This window comes from Enterobacter cloacae complex sp. 382A5, assembly GCF_050031095.1.
Taxonomy (GTDB): Bacteria; Pseudomonadota; Gammaproteobacteria; order Enterobacterales; family Enterobacteriaceae; genus Enterobacter; species Enterobacter cloacae.
Map to the genome: position 1 here is coordinate 3,433,791 of NZ_JBLGVK010000001.1, position 15,532 is coordinate 3,449,322.

A 15,532-nucleotide genomic window follows, 5' to 3' on the forward strand; every position below is an offset into this window, starting at 1 on the left:
AACTGAGTCTGCCCTTCAGATACAACAAAGCCGGGTAAAAACCCGGCTTTGTCATGGAATGAGGCGGTGCCTAACTCGACGTTTCGCCCTGTCCTGATAAAGCAACGCTATGATCAGTAGTTGGACGGCAGGCACCTTTTTGTGCGTCATTCGAAGTTTATGTAGCACGTCCCGAAGGGGCTGACATAAGAAGGTGAATGAGCCACTGGTTAATATTATGCAATAGATGTGCCAAAATGCAAATAAATATATTATCGCATTGATATTTATATAATTTATGGGTTTCCACCGTTAATTGCTCGCTGAATGATTTCCAGGCTAAGTGTCGCTAATCAGCAACACCTTAACGGGAACCGCCCCTGCTATATATAAATCAAGGAGTTAAATGTCTCCTTTTGGAGACAGTGGCATTACGGGTTGTCGCGAAATTGCGACACACATAAAAAAGCCCGGTAGCGCTTTCGCGTACCGGGCTTTAAAGAGCAATACCGATTAACCCAACTGTTTACGTGCGTTGCGGAAGATACGCATCCACGGGCTGTCCTCGCCCCAGTTTTCCGGGTGCCAGGAGTTGCTCACGGTGCGGAACACACGCTCAGGGTGTGGCATCATGATGGTCGCACGGCCGCTTTCGCTGGTGACCGCCGTGATCCCGTTCACCGAGCCGTTCGGGTTAGCCGGATAGGTTTCCGTCACCTTGCCGAAGTTATCGACAAAGCGCAGCGCCACCAGTCCTTTGCTCTCAAGCTGAGCCAGATGGGCAGCATCACGCACTTCTACCTGACCTTCACCGTGAGAAACGGCGATTGGCATCTGCGACCCTACCATTCCCTGCAGCAGCAGAGACGGACTCTGAGTCACTTCGACCAGGCTGAAACGTGCTTCAAAGCGGTCGGACTGGTTACGCACAAAGCGTGGCCACGCTTCACTGCCCGGGATCAGCTCGCGCAGGTTAGACATCATCTGGCAGCCGTTACATACGCCAAGCGCCAGGGTTTGCGGACGATGGAAGAAGCGTTCGAACTCATCGCGCACGCGGTTGTTGAAGAGAATGGACTTCGCCCAGCCTTCACCGGCACCCAGCACGTCACCGTAGGAGAAACCGCCGCACGCCACCAGCGCATGGAAATCTTCCAGACCGGTGCGACCTGCCAGCAGGTCACTCATATGAACGTCGATGGCATCAAAGCCCGCACGGTGGAAGGCCGCAGCCATCTCAACGTGGGAGTTGACACCCTGCTCACGCAGCACGGCGACTTTCGGACGCGCGCCGGTCGCAATGTACGGTGCAGCGATGTCTTCGTTGATGTCGAAGGAGAGCTTCACGTTCAGGCCAGGATCGTTGTCGTTGGCCTTGGCGTTGTGTTCCTGATCGGCACAGTCCGGGTTATCACGCAGGCGCTGCATCTGCCAGGTGGTTTCGGCCCACCACATACGCAGCGTGGTGCGGCTTTCGCTGAACACCGCATGGCCATCCGCTTCAATGACGAAACGGTCACCCTGAACGGCTTTACCCAGGTAGTGTACGCAGTCTGCCAGGCCGTGCTGAGCCAGCAGGGCTTCAACCGCGTCACGATCGGCCGCGCGCACCTGAATCACCGCGCCGAGTTCTTCGTTAAACAGTACCGCCAGACGATCTTCGCCAAGCGTCGCGATGTTCGCTTCAACACCGCAATGTCCGGTGAAGGCCATCTCCGCCAGGGTCACCAGCAGGCCGCCGTCGGAACGGTCGTGGTAGGCCAGCAGTTTACGCTGCGCCACCAGCGCCTGAATGGCGTCGTAGAAGCCTTTTAACTGGGCCACATCACGCACGTCCGCCGGTTTATCACCCAGCTGACGGTAAACCTGTGCCAGCGCGGTGGCACCCAGCGCGTTGTGACCTTTACCCAGGTCAATCAGCAGCAGGGCGTTGTCTTCGGTCGAGAGCTGTGGAGTCACGGTATGGCGCACGTCTTCCACACGGGCAAACGCGGAGATGATCAGCGACAGCGGCGAAGTCATTTCGCGCTGCTCGTTGCCTTCCTGCCAGCGGGTTTTCATCGACATGGAGTCTTTACCCACTGGAATGGTCAGGCCGAGCGCAGGACAGAGCTCTTCACCCACCGCTTTCACAGCTTCGTACAGGCCCGCGTCTTCGCCCGGGTGACCGGCAGCGGCCATCCAGTTCGCGGACAATTTGATACGTTTGATATCGCCAATCTGGGTCGCGGCGATGTTGGTCAGTGCTTCACCGACGGCCAGACGAGCAGAGGCCGCGAAGTCCAGCAGCGCTACCGGGGTACGTTCGCCCAGCGCCATCGCTTCACCGTAGTAGCTGTCGAGGCTCGCGGTGGTCACGGCGCAGTTCGCCACCGGGATCTGCCATGGCCCCACCATCTGATCGCGCGAGACCATACCGGTCACGGTACGGTCGCCGATGGTGACCAGGAAGGTTTTCTCCGCCACCGCAGGCAGGTGCAACACGCGATTCACCGCGTCTGCTACGGTAATACCCTGACGATCCAGCGCGTTGCCCGCCGCTTTGCGGGTCTGCACGTCGCGGGTCATCTTCGGCGTTTTGCCGAGCAGCACGTCCAGCGGCAGATCGATTGGCTGGTTGTCGAAATGGGTATCGCTCAGGGTCAGGTGTTTCTCTTCGGTCGCTTCACCGATTACCGCGTACGGCGCGCGCTCGCGGCGGCACAGCTCGTCAAACAGCGGCAGCTGATCGGCTGCGACGGCCAGCACATAACGCTCCTGAGATTCGTTACACCAGATCTCCAGCGGGCTCATGCCCGGCTCATCGCTCAGAATGTCGCGCAGGTTGAAACGACCACCGCGACCACCGTCACTCACCAGCTCCGGCATAGCGTTGGACAGGCCGCCCGCGCCAACGTCGTGAATAAAGAGGATTGGGTTTGCATCACCCAGCTGCCAGCAGCGGTCGATCACTTCCTGGCAACGACGCTCCATTTCCGGGTTGTCACGCTGAACGGAGGCAAAGTCGAGATCGGCGTCAGACTGACCGGATGTCATTGAAGAGGCCGCACCACCGCCCAGACCGATGTTCATCGCCGGTCCACCGAGGACGATCAGCTTCGCACCGACGACGATCTCCCCTTTCTGCACGTGATCGGCGCGAATGTTACCGATCCCGCCCGCCAGCATGATCGGTTTGTGGTAGCCGCGCAGCTCTTCGCCGTTGTGGCTGTCCACTTTCTCTTCATAGGTACGGAAGTAACCGTTCAGTGCCGGACGACCAAATTCGTTGTTGAATGCCGCGCCGCCCAGTGGACCTTCGGTCATGATGTCCAGCGCGGTCACGATGCGCTCTGGCTTGCCGAAATCTTCTTCCCACGGCTGTTCAAAGCCCGGGATGCGCAGGTTGGAAACAGAGAAACCGACCAGGCCCGCTTTTGGTTTCGCACCACGGCCCGTCGCCCCTTCGTCACGGATTTCACCGCCGGAACCGGTTGCCGCACCCGGCCACGGAGAGATCGCCGTCGGGTGGTTGTGAGTTTCCACCTTCATCAGGATATGCGCCGGCTCCTGATGGAAGTCATAGCGCCCCGCTTCGCGATCGGCGAAGAAGCGGCCCACCTCGGAACCTTCCATCACCGCGGCGTTGTCTTTATAGGCAGACAGCACGTGGTCAGGGGTTTTCTCCATGGTGTTTTTGATCATTTTGAACAGCGACTTCGGCTGCTGTTCACCGTCAATAATCCAGTCGGCGTTGAAAATCTTGTGGCGGCAGTGCTCAGAGTTAGCCTGCGCGAACATATAGAGTTCGATGTCGTTCGGGTTGCGGTTCAGCTTAACGAACGCATCCTGCAGGTAGTCAATCTCATCTTCTGCCAGTGCCAGGCCGAGACGCAGGTTAGCGTCAATCAGCGCCTGACGACCCTGCCCCAGCAAATCCACGCTCTGTACTGGCGCAGGCTGATGGTGGGAGAAAAGTTTCTGCGCATCATCCAGAGAAGCAAATACGCTCTCCATCATGCGGTCATGCAGCTCTGCGGCCACCGCCTGCCACTGGGCGTCGCTCAGGGTGGAGGCTTCAACGTAATACGCCACGCCGCGTTCCAGACGGTTAATCTGGTTCAGACCACAGTTGTGAGCGATGTCGGTCGCTTTGGAAGACCAGGGGGAGATGGTGCCTGGACGAGGCGTCGCAAGGATCAGTTTACCGGTTGGGGTATGGCTGCTCAGACTTGGGCCATACTTGAGCAGGCGTTCCAGCTGTACGCGCTCCTCTGTATTCAGGGGGGCATTCAGGTCAGCAAAATGGACATACTCAGCGTAAATATTGCTTACCGGAAGGTCGGCTGCCTGAAAACGTGCCAGCAGTTTGTTAATACGGAAGGCAGACAGTGCAGGCGAACCACGCAGAATTTCCATCATAAGTCTCTCGTCTTCGAAGCGCCGGGGCGCTTACAGTGTGCGCAAGGGGGGAAAACGGGCGTCATTATAGAGAATCCTGAGCGTCGACGAAACCGTTTGCGTCGAAATAAAATCGACGGCGTCGTTTAACAATAGATGTGACCTCTCTCTCTAATTTGTTGCCAAGTGGCGTAACTTTACGCAAAATGCCGCTCAATCAATGGCAAACCTTATTTTTAACATGGCTACAGCATACTAAGGCAACCGGCGTCGCAGAGAATTAACTAATTGAAAAAATTAAAGATTAATTATCTGCTCATCGGCATTGTAACGTTGCTGTTGGCAGTGGCCCTCTGGCCTTCCATCCCCTGGTTCGGCAAAGCCGAAAACCGTATCGCCGCCATTCAGGAGCGGGGGGAGCTGCGTGTCAGCACGCTTAACTCTCCTCTGATTTACAGCGACATCAACGGCAAAACCATCGGTCTGGACTATGAGCTGGCTCAGCAGTTTGCCGATTACCTCGGCGTGAAGCTCAAAATCACCGTGCGCCAGAACATCAGCCAGCTGTTTGATGACCTGGATAACAACGATGCCGATATCCTCGCCGCCGGGCTGGTGTACAACAGCGAGCGCAGCAAGAATTACCAGCCGGGCCCGACCTATTACTCCGTTTCACAGCAGTTGGTCTATCGCGTCGGTAGCCTGCGCCCGCGTACGCTGGCCTCGATCAACGCTCAACAGCTGACGATTGCCCCTGGCCATGTGGTGATTGACGATCTGCGTGAGCTGAAGGAGAAGAAATACCCTGACCTGAGCTGGACCGTTGACCCTAAACTCGGCACGACGGAGCTGCTGGACCAGGTCAAAGATCAGAAACTGCCTTACACCATCGCCGACTCCGTGGCGATCAGCCTGTTCCAGCGCGTGCATCCTGAAATCGCCGTGGCGCTGGACGTGACGGACGAACAGCCCGTGACCTGGTTTACTCATCTTGATGACGATCAGACCCTCTCTGCGGCCATGCTCGATTTTTATAACACCATTAATGAAGACGGCACCCTGGCACGCCTGGAAGAGAAGTACCTCGGCCATGGTGATGACTTTGACTACGTTGACACCCGCAGCTTCCTGCGCGCGGTAGACAGCGTCCTGCCTGACCTGCAGCCTCTGTTCGAAAAATATGCGCAGGAGATTGACTGGAAACTGCTGGCGGCTATCTCGTATCAGGAGTCCCACTGGGACACCCAGGCCACCTCCCCCACCGGCGTACGCGGCCTGATGATGCTGACTAAAAATACCGCGCAGAGCCTCGGGCTGACCGACCGTACCGATGCGGAACAGAGCATCAGCGGCGGCGCGCGCTACCTGCAGGATATGATGGCCAAAGTGCCCGAGACGGTGCCGGAAGAGGAGCGTATCTGGTTCGCGCTGGCCGCCTACAACATGGGCTATGCCCACATGCTCGACGCCCGGGCCCTGACGGCAAAAACTAAAGGCAACCCCGACAGCTGGTCTGACGTAAAACAGCGTCTGCCGCTCCTGAGCCAGAAGCCGTGGTACAACAAGCTCACCTACGGCTATGCGCGCGGGCATGAGGCTTATGCCTACGTGGAAAATATTCGTAAATATCAGATTAGCCTGGTGGGGTATCTGCTGGAGAAGGAAAAAGAGGCGACAGAGGCGAAACAGCTGGCGCAAAGCTATCCGGTTGTGGCACCGGACGAAATTAATCGCCCGACGACTTCAATTCTGCCTTTTGTTGCTTTTTCTGCTGACGGCGCATTCGAAAGAAATCACTTAATAGCCCCGAACACTCTGGTGCAAGCACCCCACCGATAGTCTTCACCTGATGGTTCATTCCCGGGTGTCCAAGCACGTCCATCAGCGAGCCCGCAGCACCGGTTTTTTCATCCCGCGCGCCAAAGACCAGCGTACCGATACGGCTGTGCACCATCGCGCCGGAACACATGACGCATGGCTCAAGCGTGACGTACAACGTGGTGTCGAGCAGACGGTAGTTTTGCAGTACCAGCCCACCCTGACGAAGCGCCATGATTTCTGCGTGAGCGGTAGGATCGTGGCGACCAATCGGGCGGTTCCACCCTTCTCCAATCACCTGGTTGTTATGGACAAGCACCGCACCCACGGGCACTTCTCCCTCGTCCCAGGCGCGCCGGGCAAGGGTGAGCGCATGGCGCATCCAGTATTCGTGTGAGAATTCAGGGTTGGACAACGGTTGATACTCCAGTCGAAAAGCGGGCGGCATTATACACACCCGCTATGGATAAAACTATTCGAGTTGCTGAAGTTCACCCGCAGGCGTGACGCGCCAGCGGTGCTGGCAAAAATAGAGCAGCGGGTTGTCCTGCTTACTGTCACTGTAACCGCTGTACAGGCGCAGCGGCGTGCCAATGCGCATCTCCAGCTGGGCCACCTTTTCATGCCCCAGACAGCGCATGCTCAATACCCACCCGCCGTAACCACGAGAGATCTGCGTGGCGATCAGGTTCACTCTCGGCAACCACGGCGTATCAAAATAGACCTGCTCTACCAGCGACTGCGGCGAGCCGGTAATCAACCAGATATCGGCGTCGTTCGCATCGAGGTAGCTGGTCAGCCGTGCCTGCACAACCGGAAACGCCGTCACATGATCGCGAAACCAGTGCGCAAAGTCTTGCTCAAGCTGTTTGAGCCGGGCTTCACTGTGGCCAAAGGTACAGCCCCAGAGCAACAGGCTCATTGGCCAGCGCGCTGCCCGGCCTTTCACCAGCAGCGCAAGGCCAATCACGGGTAACAAAGGTAAGACGAGCAGTGCGTTCAGGGGCTGACGCCGCAGCAGGTAGCGCATAAACGTACCGAACATATCCTGCTGATGCAGCGTTCCATCCAGGTCGAAAAAGACAACACGACGCTCGTGATTAGCCAAACCTTACTCCTCTGGGTCGTTGAATCCTGCCAGCCAGGTAAACAGGAACCCGGCGATCACCGCTACCAGATAGCCTAACAGATAGAGCATGACTTTTCCGGTCACGATGGTGAGCGCCAGCGGTAAACCGGAGAGACCAAAGGTGATAACGGTGGCAACTTTCCAGTAGCTGATAAGCGCCCCGCCCACCGCCCCGCCCAGACAGGCCGCGAGGAAAGGCTTACCGAGCGGCAGCGTGACACCGAAAATCAGCGGCTCGCCAATGCCCAGCAATCCGACTGGTAGCGCCCCTTTAATCACTTTTTTCAGGCGCGCGTTACGGGTTTTCATCAGCACGGCAATCGCCGCACCAACCTGACCTACCCCCGCCATCGACAGAATGGGCAGCAGCGCGTTATAACCATGAGCCTGCACCAGCTCCACGTGGATCGGCACCAGCCCCTGATGCAGCCCGGTCAGCACCAGCGGCAGGAAGGTCCCTGACAGCACAGCGCCCACTAATAACCCGCCGCGATCGATAGCCAGAGAAGCGCCGTGGGCAATCACCTCAGAGATCCAGCCGCCCAGCGGCTGCAGGGCCACAATCGCCACACAGCCGGTGATAAGCGTGGTCAGCAGCGGATTGAGGATCAGCTCAATAGAACCGGGCAGAACGGCGCGCAGCTTTTTCTCAATCCAGCACATCAGGATGACCACCAGCAGCACCGCAATCACCCCGCCGCGCCCGGGCTGGAGAGCTTCGCCAAACAGGGTTATCTGCGCAAGCTGCGGGCTGGAGAGAATACCGGCCATCACCCCGCCCATCGCCATTGAGCCGCCAAACACTTTGGCGGTGTTAACCCCAACCAGAATGTTCATGATGGCGAAGACAGCGCTACCAAAGATCCCCAGAATACCGAGCAGGTTCGGATAGTGCGTGGCAAAATCGCCGACAATATCCGGACGCTTGAGGATATTGATGATCCCGGTGATCAATCCGGAGGCAATAAACGCCGGAATAAGTGGAATAAAGACGTTTGCCAGCTGTCGCAGCGCATCGCTCATGGGGGCTTTGTATTTGGCCTTCGCCTGCGCTTTGGTGCGCTCGGCATCGTCAACCGGCGCTGCCGCCCCTCCGCCCATCAATGCGCGCATGGCATCAATGACCTGCGCCGCTTTTCCCGGCCCGACGATCAGTTGATGCTGCTGCCCCTGCTTTACGTACCCGCTGACGCCAGGAAGCTGCTTAAGGTGCGCGATATCAAGCTGGTCGTCGTCATGCACCTCGACGCGCACACGCGTCATGCAGTTTTCCAGACGCTGAATGTTCTTCTCTCCGCCGATCCCCTGCAAAATATGGCTGGCGAGCGCTGCTGTTTTTTCCATACACGCCTCTGTGTTAGTTTTCTAATGCCGCCCGTAAGAATCCATTATGCTCGGCAAGCCTGGCTCGCGCGGCGGCGGCATCCAGCCCGCTCAGGATCATCAGAATGGCCGGTTTCACATCGTGATCGGTTTGTTTGAGTACGGCTTCCGCCTCTTCGCGGCTCGCACCGGTCGCTTCCATCACCATGCGACAGGCCCGATCCACCAGCTTGACGTTGGTGGCCTGCATATCCACCATCAGGTTCTGATACACCTTGCCGAACTTCACCATCGCGCCGGTGGAGATCATATTGAGCACCAGTTTTTGCGCGGTCCCGGATTTAAGGCGCGTGGAGCCGGTGAGCGCTTCGGGCCCGACGACCGGCGAAATAGCGATGTGGGCCACCTGCGCAATGGGCGAGCCTGGATTACAGGAGATAGCCACGGTAGTGCAGCCCGTCTGATTGGCATATTCCAGGCCACCAATGACGTAAGGTGTGCGCCCGGAAGCGGCCAGTCCGACCACCAGGTCGTTTGCGTTGAGGTTAAGCCCTTTCAGGTCATCTTCACCGAGCTGTTTGTTGTCTTCCGCCCCTTCTACCGCCTTCAGCAGCGCGCCAGGCCCACCGGCAATGAGACCGACCACCAGCCCGTGCGGAACGCCGAACGTAGGCGGACATTCAGAGGCATCCAGCACGCCGAGTCGTCCGCTGGTTCCGGCGCCCATATAAATAATGCGGCCCCCCGCCTTGAGCGCCTGTGCCGCAGCATCGACGGCCTTCGCCACCTCTGGTAATGTCTCTTTCACTGCCAGTGCGACCAGCGTATCCTGTTGATTAAAACGGTTAACCAGCTCCAGGGTGGAGAGAGCATCCAGATCCATGGTTTGCGGGTTACGCGTTTCTGATACAAGTGAGCCAAGATTCATCTTTTTTACCTCTGGAATTTTTAATTCATAATAATCGCACTATAATGGAATATAAAATTCATTCAGGCGAGCAAAATTCGTATTTGCGCAGACAATCACATTTTCGCCAGGAGAACGTATGAACTGTTTAATTCGCATTCGCCAGCGTTATGCAGGCTTTGCTCAAAGCGACAAAAAGCTGGCGGATTTTTTGCTTTCTCAGCCCGACCATGCCCGCCATCTCAGCTCTCAGCAGCTGGCAAGCGAAGCGGGTGTGAGCCAGTCCAGCGTGGTGAAGTTTGCCCAGAAGATTGGCTTTAAGGGCTTCCCGGCACTGAAACTGGCAATCAGCGAAGCCCTGGTGAGTAACCCCAATCCGCAATCCATGCCGGTGCATAATCAGATCCGTGGCGATGATCCCATGCGTCTGGTGGGCGAGAAGTTGATCAAAGAGAACGTCGCGGCCATGCACGCCACTCTTGATGTCAACACTGAAGAAAAATTACTGGAAAGCGTGGCAATGCTGCGTGCGGCACGACGGATCATTTTGACCGGCATCGGCGCGTCCGGGCTGGTGGCGCGTAATTTTGGCTGGAAGCTGACGAAAATCGGGTATAACGCCATCGTCGAACAGGATATGCATGCCCTGCTGGCGACAGTGCAGGCCATGGATCCTGACGATCTGCTGCTGGCGATCTCCTATACCGGGGAACGCCGTGAAATCAACATGGCCACCGACGAGGCCCTGCGTGTGGGTGGTAAAATTCTGGCTATTACCGGTTTTACGCCCAATGCACTGCAGCAGCGGGCAACGCGCTGCTTGTATACCATTGCCGAGGAGCAGGCCACGCGCAGCGCGGCTATCTCGTCCACCAGCGCACAAATGATGCTGACGGATCTGCTGTTTATGGCGCTGGTGCAGCAGGATCTGGAGCATGCGCCTGAGCGAATTCGTCACAGCGAAGAGCTGGTAAAAAAACTGGTTTGAACAACGAATGAGCGTATAATGCCCGCCCTGTTTGTGTTGTTTCTGAGAATTTCCTGATGGCGCTGTTAATCACCAAAAAATGCATCAACTGCGATATGTGCGAACCGGAATGCCCTAACCAGGCCATTTCGATGGGCGACAGCATTTATGAGATTAACAGCGACCGTTGCACCGAGTGCATTGGCCACTATGAAACGCCGACCTGCCAGAAGGTGTGCCCGATCCCCAATACCATCCTGAAGGATCCGGCACACGTCGAAAGCGAAGAGCAGCTGTGGGATAAGTTTGTCCTGATGCATCACGCGGACAAACTTTAACTCTCGATAATCACCGTTGCGCTGGCATAGTGCCGTTCATCCGCGATTGTCACGTGCATGTGCGCCACGCCGAGTTTCTCTGCCAGCTTCAACGCCTCGCCCCATAAACGCAGGCGCGGCTTACCCAGCTCATCGTTAAACACTTCAAACTGGTTAAACGCCAGACCGTTACGAATACCGGTGCCAAAGGCTTTGGCCGCTGCCTCTTTAACGGCAAAGCGCTTGGCCAGGAAACGTACCGGCTGCTGATGCGCTTCCCAGATGGCCCATTCGTTATCGCTCAGCACGCGCCTTGCCAGGCGATCGCCACTACGGGCGATCACCGCTTCAATGCGGGCTATCTCGACGATGTCGGTACCTAAGCCCAGAATAGCCATTACTGACGCGCTTCCAGCATCAGGCGTTTCATTTCTGAAACCGCCTCTTTCAGGCCACTCATCACCGCACGGCCAATAATGGCGTGGCCGATGTTCAGCTCATGCATTTCCGGCAGGGCGGCGATGGCTTTAACGTTGTGGTAGGTCAGCCCATGCCCTGCGTTAACCTTCAGACCCAGGCTCGCGGCGTAAGTAGCCGCTTTCGCGATACGCTCCAGCTCTTTAGCCTGCTCGGCATCGTTTTTGGCATCGGCGTAGCAGCCGGTGTGAATTTCAATATACGGTGCGCCCACGTCAGCCGCCGCTTTGATCTGCTCCGCATCAGCGTCAATGAACAGAGAAACCAGGATACCCGCGTCCGCCAGGCGTTTGCAGGCATCGCGCATTTTGTCACGCTGCCCCGCCACGTCCAGACCGCCTTCGGTGGTCACTTCCTGACGCTTTTCCGGTACCAGGCAGCAGAAATGCGGTTTGGTGTCACAGGCAATCGTCAGCATCTCTTCCGTGACCGCCATCTCCAGGTTCATCCGGGTATCCAGCGTCTGTCGCAGAATACGCACGTCACGGTCAGTGATGTGGCGGCGGTCTTCGCGCAGATGAACGGTAATGCCATCGGCGCCAGCCTGCTCAGCGATAAACGCCGCCTGAACCGGATCGGGATAAGCCGTGCCGCGAGCATTACGCAGCGTGGCGATGTGATCGATGTTGACGCCTAACAGTAATTCAGCCATGACAATCCTCGGTATTTTGATTCATTTTCCTTCCCTCTCTCCCTCCGTAAGAGGGCTGGGGTGAGGGATAAAACGTTAACGTTTCGGCATAAACTGCCTGAACAATTCGCGGCTCTTCAGGGGTTTGCCCCCAAGATACGGCTTGAGCGCAATCCGGGTAAAGCGTTTTGCAGCACGAAGGGTATCCTGGTCCGGAAATTCGCGCTCATACAGCGCCCGGAGCTGGCGTCCGGTAAAGGTGTTGTTATCAATCACGACGCTGGCGATAAACCCTTTTTCTTCCCGATACCGGTAGGTCATCCCGTCTTCGACCTCGTCTCCACTCCCCGCACAATGCAGAAAATCGACGCCATATCCCAGGTGACCCAGCAGCGCCAGCTCGAAACGGCGCAGGGCGGGTTCAGGCGAACCGGTTGCGCCAGCAAGGGCCTGGATACAGTGCAGATAATCGAAGAAAAGTTCAGAGAAGCGAGTCTCATGTTCAAGAACGCGTGAAATGAGTTCATTGACGTACAGACCGCTGTAAAGCGTGATGCCAGAAAGGGGAAGCGCCAGAGAGACGGCTTCAGCGCTGCGCAGGGTTTTGACTTCCCCTCGCCCGCCAAAGCGGACCAGCAGCGGCGTAAAGGGCTGTAAGGCGCCTTTGAGGTTGGAACGTTTGGAACGTGCGCCTTTTGCAGCAAGGCGCACGCGACCCGACTCTTCCGTGAAGACGTCCAGCATCAGGCTGGTTTCGCTCCAGGGACGACTATGCAGAACAAAAGCGCGCTGCCAGCCTTCCATTTGCGCGTCGTCTTGGTTTACTGATCTTCGCCGTAACCGAGGCTGCGCAGAGCACGCTCATCATCGGCCCAGCCAGATTTCACTTTCACCCACAGCTCCAGGTGAACCGGTGCTTCAAACATCTCCTGCATGTCTTTACGGGCTTCGATACCGATGGTTTTGATCTTGGCGCCTTTGTTGCCAATGACCATCTTCTTCTGCCCTTCACGCTCAACGAGGATCAGGCCATTGATGTCGTAACCGCCACGCTCGTTACTCTGGAAACGCTCGATCTCGACCGTCACGGAGTACGGCAATTCTGCGCCAAGGAAACGCATCAGCTTTTCGCGGATGATTTCAGAAGCCATAAAGCGCTGAGAACGATCGGTGATGTAATCTTCCGGGAAGTGGTGAGTCGCTTCCGGCAGATGCTTACGCACGATACCGGCGATGGTATCCACGTTCAGACCGGTCTCTGCAGACAGCGGAACGATGTCGAGGAAGTTCATCTGGCTACCCAGCCACTGCAGGTGCGGCAGCAGATCGGCTTTTTCCTGTACGTTATCCACTTTGTTGACCGCGAGGATCACCGGCGTTTTACCGTCACGCAGCTTGTTCAGGACCATTTCGTCGTCCGGCGTCCAGCGGGTGCCTTCCACAACGAAAATAACCAGCTCCACGTCACCAATCGAGCTGCTCGCCGCTTTGTTCATCAGGCGGTTAATGGCACGCTTCTCTTCCATGTGCAGGCCAGGGGTATCGACGTAGATCGCCTGATACGCGCCTTCAGTATGGATACCGACAATGCGGTGACGCGTGGTCTGTGCCTTACGCGAGGTGATCGAAATCTTCTGCCCAAGCAGATTATTCAGCAGGGTGGATTTACCCACGTTCGGACGTCCGACGATGGCAATAAATCCGCAATAGGTTTTTTCTTCGCTCATTCCAGCTCCAGCATTTTTAACGCCTGTTCGGCGGCAGCCTGTTCAGCCTTACGACGGCTTGAACCTGTGCCCACCACCGGTTCACTCAGGCCACTGACCTGGCAATGGATGGTAAATTCCTGATCGTGCGCTTCACCACGCACCTGCACCACCAGATAAGATGGCAGCGGGAGGTGACGACCCTGCAAATATTCCTGCAAACGCGTTTTCGGATCTTTTTGTTTATCGCCCGGACTGATTTCATCCAGACGGGTCTGATACCAGTTCAGGATCAGTTTTTCTACGGTCTGGATATCGCTGTCCAGGAACACGCCACCGATTAATGCTTCAACCGTATCGGCAAGAATAGATTCACGACGGAAGCCGCCGCTTTTCAGTTCACCCGGTCCAAGACGCAGACATTCGCCCAGTTCAAATTCGCGTGCGATTTCCGCAAGGGTGTTACCCCGTACCAGCGTGGCGCGCATGCGGCTCATATCACCTTCATCCACACGCGGGAAACGATGATAAAGCGCATTAGCAATCACGAAACTCAAAATAGAGTCACCTAAAAATTCGAGGCGCTCATTGTGTTTGCTGCTGGCACTGCGATGGGTTAATGCCTGTTGCAACAGCTCCTGATGATGAAAAGTGTAGCCCAGCTTCCGTTGAAGCCGATTAATTACGATGGGGTTCATGCGATACCAATAAATGAATGCGTCAAAAATGCAGCACACGAAACCGACCTGAGAAAACCAACGCGGTTTCGTGTGCCGTGGCACCCTTGCAGGGCCAACCTTAAACTTCGGGGGAATATTCTATACACAACGACAGGGGATGTCGTTAGTTCGAAGAGATTTATCGCTGAAATAATTCACGTAGCCGCTAATTAAAGCGACTACGTGTTCAATTATTGAGAATTAATGGATCCCGCCAATACGATTCAGGCGTACCCCGGTCGGCCATTCGCCTTCCTGTTTCTCGAAACTCATCCAGATTGCGGTTGCTTTACCCACCAGATTCGCTTCCGGCACAAAGCCCCAGTAACGGCTGTCCGCAGAGTTATCGCGGTTATCGCCCATCATGAAGTACTGTCCCGGCGGTACGATCCAGGTGGCCAGTTGCTGACCAGGCTGTTTGTAATACATCCCGACCTGATCCTGCGCAATTGGCACGGTCAGGATCCGGTGCGTCACATCACCCAGCGTCTCTTTACGTTCGACCAGACGAATACCGTTCTCTTTGGTTTCATCTTTCGGCACCTGGAAGAAACCGTTGGTCGCTTCGCCGCCGTTACGACGGGCAAAGGTCTGCACAAAATCACTTGGCTCAACGTTTGAGTAGGTGATTGGCAGCGCGTTTTCACACGCGGTACCGGAGCTGCAGCCAGGCTGAACGGTCACTTCTTTGGCAACCGGATCGTAGGTGACTTTATCACCCGGCAGACCCACCGCGCGCTTGATGTAGTCAAGGCGTGGATCGTCCGGGTATTTAAACACCACAATGTCGCCACGTTTCGGATGGCCCGTTTCGATCAGCGTTTTCTGGTAGATCGGATCTTTAATGCCATAGGCAAACTTCTCGACCAGAATAAAATCACCAATCAGCAGCGTTGGCATCATGGAGCCTGACGGGATCTGGAACGGCTCGTAAATAAACGAACGCACCACCAGCACAATCGCCAGCACCGGGAATACCGATGCCCCGGTCTCCAGCCAGCCCGGTTTCGGGCCAACTTTCTTCAGGGTTTTCGCATCAAGCCCATCACCTGTGGCTGCCTGCGCGGCAGCCTGACGTTCACGGCGTTTTGGGGCGAAAATAAACTTATCCAGACACCACAACAGACCTGTCACCAGGGTAGCGATGACCAGAATCAGGGCAAACATGTTCGCCATGCC

General features: G+C 56.4%; 14 protein-coding genes. 3 read left to right on the forward strand and 11 right to left on the reverse strand.

From position 1 onward, the window contains the following. Positions 1-492 precede the first annotated feature (492 nt). A complete protein-coding gene (purL, locus tag ACQG2G_RS16130) occupies positions 493-4,380 on the reverse strand; it encodes a phosphoribosylformylglycinamidine synthase (RefSeq protein ID WP_061771870.1) in 3,888 nt (1,295 codons plus the stop codon). A gap of 267 nt (positions 4,381-4,647) precedes the next feature. Here purL and mltF point away from each other — a divergent pair, with 267 nt between their 5' ends. Further along, positions 4,648-6,198 carry a membrane-bound lytic murein transglycosylase MltF gene (gene mltF / locus ACQG2G_RS16135; RefSeq protein WP_013098308.1) on the forward strand — a complete coding sequence of 517 codons (1,551 nt, stop codon included), beginning with the start codon at positions 4,648-4,650 and terminating at the stop codon, positions 6,196-6,198. On the opposite strand, the gene tadA is transcribed toward mltF, so the two are convergent. Genes tadA through murQ form a run of 4 tightly spaced genes read right to left on the reverse strand, consistent with a single transcriptional unit; the run spans position 6,086 to position 9,557 of the window. Continuing rightward, positions 6,086-6,625: a tRNA adenosine(34) deaminase TadA gene (tadA, locus tag ACQG2G_RS16140; RefSeq protein ID WP_038420406.1), complete on the reverse strand. Its 540-nt coding sequence runs from the start codon at positions 6,623-6,625 to the stop codon at positions 6,086-6,088. The two genes, mltF and tadA, sit on opposite strands and share 113 nt — an antisense overlap. A gap of 24 nt (positions 6,626-6,649) precedes the next feature. After that, positions 6,650-7,285 carry a phosphatidylglycerophosphatase C gene (gene yfhb / locus ACQG2G_RS16145; RefSeq protein WP_013098310.1) on the reverse strand — a complete coding sequence of 212 codons (636 nt, stop codon included), beginning with the start codon at positions 7,283-7,285 and terminating at the stop codon, positions 6,650-6,652. Positions 7,286-7,288: 3 nt separating this feature from the next. After that, the gene (locus ACQG2G_RS16150; RefSeq protein WP_369118620.1) at positions 7,289-8,650 is read right to left on the reverse strand and encodes a PTS transporter subunit EIIC; all 1,362 of its coding nucleotides are present in this window, start codon (positions 8,648-8,650) and stop codon (positions 7,289-7,291) included. Positions 8,651-8,663: 13 nt separating this feature from the next. Then, entirely contained in the window at positions 8,664-9,557 is an 894-nt protein-coding gene (gene murQ / locus ACQG2G_RS16155; protein WP_013098312.1) for an N-acetylmuramic acid 6-phosphate etherase, read from the reverse strand. Positions 9,558-9,675: 118 nt separating this feature from the next. Between murQ and ACQG2G_RS16160 the strand changes: the two genes are divergently transcribed. Together ACQG2G_RS16160 and ACQG2G_RS16165 are read left to right on the forward strand one after the other, a co-directional pair. Then, positions 9,676-10,524, forward strand: a complete 849-nt coding sequence (locus ACQG2G_RS16160) for a MurR/RpiR family transcriptional regulator (protein WP_013098313.1) — start codon at positions 9,676-9,678, stop codon at positions 10,522-10,524. A 56-nt stretch (positions 10,525-10,580) separates the two neighbouring features. Further along, on the forward strand, positions 10,581-10,841 hold the full coding sequence (locus ACQG2G_RS16165; protein WP_008502177.1) for a YfhL family 4Fe-4S dicluster ferredoxin: 261 nt from the start codon (positions 10,581-10,583) through the stop codon (positions 10,839-10,841). Here the strand turns inward: ACQG2G_RS16165 and acpS are convergent. From acpS to lepB, 6 genes are all read right to left on the reverse strand, one after another. Next, positions 10,838-11,218, reverse strand: coding sequence for a holo-ACP synthase (gene acpS, locus ACQG2G_RS16170; protein WP_013098314.1), 381 nt, complete (start codon positions 11,216-11,218; stop codon positions 10,838-10,840). The genes ACQG2G_RS16165 and acpS overlap by 4 nt on opposite strands. Continuing rightward, complete coding sequence (pdxJ, locus tag ACQG2G_RS16175) at positions 11,218-11,949, reverse strand: pyridoxine 5'-phosphate synthase (RefSeq protein WP_013098315.1); 732 nt, start codon at positions 11,947-11,949, stop codon at positions 11,218-11,220. The genes acpS and pdxJ overlap by 1 nt, the downstream gene beginning before the upstream one ends. 75 nt (positions 11,950-12,024) lie before the next feature. Further along, positions 12,025-12,732, reverse strand: a complete 708-nt coding sequence (recO, locus tag ACQG2G_RS16180; RefSeq protein WP_369118621.1) for a DNA repair protein RecO — start codon at positions 12,730-12,732, stop codon at positions 12,025-12,027. Positions 12,733-12,749: 17 nt separating this feature from the next. Further along, entirely contained in the window at positions 12,750-13,655 is a 906-nt protein-coding gene (gene era, locus ACQG2G_RS16185) for a GTPase Era (protein ID WP_013098317.1), read from the reverse strand. Then, complete coding sequence (rnc, locus tag ACQG2G_RS16190) at positions 13,652-14,332, reverse strand: ribonuclease III (RefSeq protein ID WP_003860711.1); 681 nt, start codon at positions 14,330-14,332, stop codon at positions 13,652-13,654. Before rnc ends, era begins: the two co-directional genes overlap by 4 nt. A 222-nt stretch (positions 14,333-14,554) precedes the next feature. Beyond that, positions 14,555-15,529 carry a signal peptidase I gene (gene lepB / locus ACQG2G_RS16195; RefSeq protein WP_013098319.1) on the reverse strand — a complete coding sequence of 325 codons (975 nt, stop codon included), beginning with the start codon at positions 15,527-15,529 and terminating at the stop codon, positions 14,555-14,557. Positions 15,530-15,532: the final 3 nt, after the last annotated feature.

Excerpts from the sequence above, each read along its gene's own strand:
- purL (WP_061771870.1), bottom strand. The coding sequence starts at position 4,380 with ATGATGGAAATTCTGCGTGGTTCGCCTGCACTGTCTGCCTTCCGTATT.
- tadA (WP_038420406.1), bottom strand. The coding sequence starts at position 6,625 with ATGCCGCCCGCTTTTCGACTGGAGTATCAACCGTTGTCCAACCCTGAA.
- ACQG2G_RS16150 (WP_369118620.1), bottom strand. The coding sequence starts at position 8,650 with ATGGAAAAAACAGCAGCGCTCGCCAGCCATATTTTGCAGGGGATCGGC.
- murQ (WP_013098312.1), bottom strand. The coding sequence starts at position 9,557 with ATGAATCTTGGCTCACTTGTATCAGAAACGCGTAACCCGCAAACCATG.
- ACQG2G_RS16160 (WP_013098313.1), top strand. The coding sequence starts at position 9,676 with ATGAACTGTTTAATTCGCATTCGCCAGCGTTATGCAGGCTTTGCTCAA.
- ACQG2G_RS16165 (WP_008502177.1), top strand. The coding sequence starts at position 10,581 with ATGGCGCTGTTAATCACCAAAAAATGCATCAACTGCGATATGTGCGAA.
- acpS (WP_013098314.1), bottom strand. The coding sequence starts at position 11,218 with ATGGCTATTCTGGGCTTAGGTACCGACATCGTCGAGATAGCCCGCATT.
- pdxJ (WP_013098315.1), bottom strand. The coding sequence starts at position 11,949 with ATGGCTGAATTACTGTTAGGCGTCAACATCGATCACATCGCCACGCTG.
- recO (WP_369118621.1), bottom strand. The coding sequence starts at position 12,732 with ATGGAAGGCTGGCAGCGCGCTTTTGTTCTGCATAGTCGTCCCTGGAGC.
- era (WP_013098317.1), bottom strand. The coding sequence starts at position 13,655 with ATGAGCGAAGAAAAAACCTATTGCGGATTTATTGCCATCGTCGGACGT.
- rnc (WP_003860711.1), bottom strand. The coding sequence starts at position 14,332 with ATGAACCCCATCGTAATTAATCGGCTTCAACGGAAGCTGGGCTACACT.
- lepB (WP_013098319.1), bottom strand. The coding sequence starts at position 15,529 with ATGGCGAACATGTTTGCCCTGATTCTGGTCATCGCTACCCTGGTGACA.